Origin of the sequence: Bartonella sp. CL100XZDX (assembly GCF_042195375.1) — a bacterium.
In the GTDB taxonomy this organism is placed as follows: domain Bacteria; phylum Pseudomonadota; class Alphaproteobacteria; order Rhizobiales; family Rhizobiaceae; genus Bartonella.
The window spans coordinates 1-3,682 of record NZ_JBHIOH010000087.1; the positions used below are offsets into that span (position 1 = coordinate 1).

Consider the following 3,682-nt stretch of genomic DNA (forward strand, 5'->3'; position numbering starts at 1 on the left):
AAGATTGAGAATATAGTCATTGATGGGACAGGTGATAATCTTGTTAAGCAAGATGATACCGGACTTATTACCATTGGTGGAAAAGTAAGTGGGGCCAGGGTAAATATCGCGAATGTTGATAATGTGGCACGGACTCTTGCGGGTGTTAAGGCTGGTTCGATTACAGCAACATCGACTGATGCGATAAATGGCTCTCAATTTTATGCCATGAGCAATGTAGTTGCTAGCTATTTTAGTGATAATGCTGGATATGATAAAGATGGAAACTGGAATGCTCCTACTTTTACAGTTAAGGTTTTTGATAAAAATGGTAGTGGGACTGAAAAGAACTATAAGAATGTTGGGGAAGCGCTTTCTGGTGTAAGTAGTTCTTTTACGAATCTTAATCAAAAGATCGAAAGTGTGACAGGTGATAGTTTTGTTAAGCAAAATAGCGCTGGGCTTATTACGATTGGTGGAGACAAGGGTGGTAATAGAATAGATATTGCAAACAGTGTTAATTTTCCACGAGTTCTCTCTGGTGTTAAGGGGGGTGCATTTACGGCAACATCGACTGAAGCAGTAAATGGTGGTCAGATTTATCTTATGACTCAGGCATTTGCAAGTTATTTTGGCGGTGGTGCTGGATATAATAAAGCGGGAAAATGGTCAGATCCTACATTTACAGTTCAAGCCTTTGATAAGAATGGTAATGAAACTGAGAAAAACTATACTAATGTTGCAGATGCGTTTTCTGGCGTTAATAGTGCTTTCAAAATTTTGAATAAGGAGATTGTTAGTATAAAGAATGGCCTTGGTATTGGTGAAACAGAGGGTAAATCACTAGATGGTGATCCTTCGGATATTATTTCAGAAGGCTTTCCTTTTATGAGAAGCGCACGTTTTCTAAGAAGCTTACCTCTTGCCATAGATGAGGAAGAAAGCACCATAGATGAGGCGGATAATTCAACCACGGTAACTGTTGCTCCTAGTGAAATTTTAGAAAAGTCAACTTATGAGGTGACTGACTATCAGTTTTCGCAGATGAGTAACAGGGTAACCGACGTGACAGGCAGGGTGGATAAAGTTGAAAGCAGGGTAACAGAAGTTGAAAACAAGGTGAATGTTGCGGTTAGCTATGATACCGATGATAGCGGAAAGAAAATCAATAGCATCACTCTAAAAGGTGTCGATGACAGTGAGCCTGTTTTGATTACTAATGTTCAAGATGGAAAAATTGAACATGGCTCTAAGGACGCAGTGAATGGTGGTCAGTTATACGATCATACCGCGGAGCAGATGAAGATTACTCTTGAAAGTGCGAAAGAGTATACTAAAGAACAAGTCGATAATGGTGTTAATGCGGCGAAATCTTATACCGATATGAAGTTTGACGCACTAAGTTATGATATTACGAATGTGCGCAAAGAGGCAAGGCAAGCAGCAGCGATTGGTTTGGCAGTCTCTAACTTACGTTACTTCGATGACCCAGGATCTGTGAGTGTTTCATTTGGTGGTGGTTTTTGGCGTGGACAATCTGCCTTTGCGATTGGTGCAGGTTATACATCTGAAGATGGCAAGATTCGTTCTAATCTATCAGCAACCAGTGCTGGCGGTCAGTGGGGTGTAGGTGGTGGAATAACTCTGAAATTAAAATAACACCAGAGAATATGAAAAACTACAATTTAAGCGAAGTTTCGCCCTTGTCTCATCAGACAAGGGCGAAATTTTATATTATAGAGAAGTAATATTTTACAGAGAAGTCCATAGAGTAGTATACTTATAAAGTCTTATAATAATGTATTCTATAGTAATAATCTTAGTGAGATTGATTTTAGTAAGAAGTAAAGCGTTTTAACAAAAATTTTATAAATACAGCGTAATACTCTCATATAAATTGATAGAGTGCGTAATCGCACAGTATTTTAAAACTGTACGTTTTATAATTTCATTGATAGAAAATATCCATTGGGGGGGATACGTTTAAAAAAATCAAAAATCGTATTATTATTATTTTATTTATTTTCTCTGTACATAGCAGTAGCAATCATGAGGTACGCAACAGCGGCAATTATTAGTAAGACTCATTTTGATCAAAATGGGACACCTAAAACGAACGATTAAACAGAACCTCTAGACAAGTCTATAGTGCATGGAATCTATGAATTTTAAAGTTATAAGGATATTTTACGGTTGTATAAATCGGAAAGACTCATTCTGTAAAAATAATTAAATTCATTTTCCTCTTGCTATTTTACGCAATAGTCTATAGCATCGCGAGATATTCTTTAGTAAGACTCATTTTGGTAAAAACAGAAAGATGCTCGCAAGGGGGGCGCGACAGATTATGAAAAAAACAAAAAATCACCTTCATTTTATTTTGAAGCTCTTTGAGAGAAAAAAATCTAAAGCTCAAGAGTATACCTCTTACTCCCGCGATAAAAGCGTAATGATTTCACAACAAGTACTCTAAATCATTCAGCCAACAACTTAACCTTTTCCCCTAATAAACATTACAGCCTCTTAATTATACAAAATGAACTCTTTTACTTTAAAAACTATAAACCGCAGATCTAACAATAGGGCGCAAGTATGTCTTCTTCATATCCGTTTTTCACCCTCATTCAGGAGTTTTGTTGCAAAAAAAGCATCCTTCTTTAAAAGCGGAAAAAATAAAAAACCCATTAACAAAACCTTTAATCAACGTCCATCACAACCTTGCCGGACTTCTAATTACTTCTGTTCGCCTCTGCGGCAAACTCAAACTTTATAGAGAACAAACAAAAATCACGTCGTTAATCACCCCTAGTACTGAAATATGACTTTTTAATGTTCTAAATATGTATTTCTTATTTGGAGAATTTGTTATGAAAAAATTATATACCACACCAAAAGCGCTAGTGGTGAATGATTGTAAAAATTCTTGCTCGTTTTATCGACGGCTTTTTATTAAAGCGCTTTCATTGGCTTCAGTGATTATCTTTTTATCAAATGTTTCTCCTGTTGTTGCTGCTACTCAGATTTTAAATAACAAATCAAACGACTTTAGTGGTGGTACAAATGCGCTTCAAGGTATACCGCCAGCCTACGTAGTTGGCAGTAAATTGTATAGAGATAGTGGCTCTGCATTTGTGGAGGGGGAGGATACCCCCAAGAACTTAAGTCTTAATATTAAGTTTCAGACTAAAGCTGCTTTTGATACTGCATTTGCAGGTACGGAAGGTTATAAGAATGTAGAAGGTTATAAAAGTATTGCGGATGCATTTTCTGGCACTAATAGTGATTTGGCAGGTTTAAATCATCAGATTGTTGATATAAAGGAACCCCATGCTATTGGGGAAAAACAAGATAATCCATCTCAAAGTGATGATAGGCATGAGAACACAGGCAGCTTTTCTCTTATAAGAAGCTTATCTCGTGAACTAGCCCGAGCGGATGATGAAAAGAAGATAACTATTGCTGCTACCTCACCATTAACTCAAATAACTATTCAGAATAGTGAAGGTGAGACACGGCGTCTTTTGGATGTTTCTCCTGGTGAGCTCTCAAAAACGTCAACCGATGCCGTTAATGGTTCCCAGCTTTATGCTCTAGGTGATAAAGTTGCAAAATCTTTAGGGGGTAACGCTAAGTATGAGAATGGCACGTGGACTGCTCCTACATTCAAGGTTAAGCGCTTCAATTCTGATGGTGACGTTACTGA

1 protein-coding gene and 1 pseudogene are annotated in these 3,682 nt (G+C 37.3%); both read left to right on the top strand.

Annotated features, from left to right (window positions below):
* Positions 1-1,638, top strand: a 1,638-nt coding sequence (locus ACFILU_RS09495; protein WP_375675729.1) for a YadA-like family protein, incomplete at its 5' end; no start/stop codon positions are given.
* A gap of 1,208 nt (positions 1,639-2,846) precedes the next feature.
* Positions 2,847-3,682: pseudogene (locus ACFILU_RS09500) on the top strand (hypothetical protein); the annotation flags it as partial.